1 protein-coding gene is annotated in these 213 nt (G+C 54.9%); it reads left to right on the forward strand.

The genetic code is table 11. From position 1 onward, the window contains the following. Positions 1-213, forward strand: a 213-nt coding sequence (locus Dpoa2040_RS00005) for an IS3 family transposase (RefSeq protein WP_168639874.1), incomplete at both ends; no start/stop codon positions are given.

The following is a 213-nucleotide window of genomic DNA, read 5'->3' on the forward strand; positions in this document are numbered from 1 at the left end:
TCCTCGGGCCTGGTGCGCTCTATGTCGCGCAAAGGTTGCTCTCCGGATAATGCGGCGTGCGAAGGGTTCTTCGGACGGCTGAAAAACGAGATGTATTATGGTCGCAACTGGTCAGGTGTAACGCTGGATGACTTTATGAAGCAGGTGGATGGCTACATCCGCTGGTACAATAGTCATCGGATCAAGCTGTCGCTGGGCGCAGTGAGCCCTGAA

Source organism: Dickeya sp. CFBP 2040 (assembly GCF_012273755.1).
In the GTDB taxonomy this organism is placed as follows: Bacteria; Pseudomonadota; Gammaproteobacteria; order Enterobacterales; family Enterobacteriaceae; genus Dickeya; species Dickeya poaceiphila.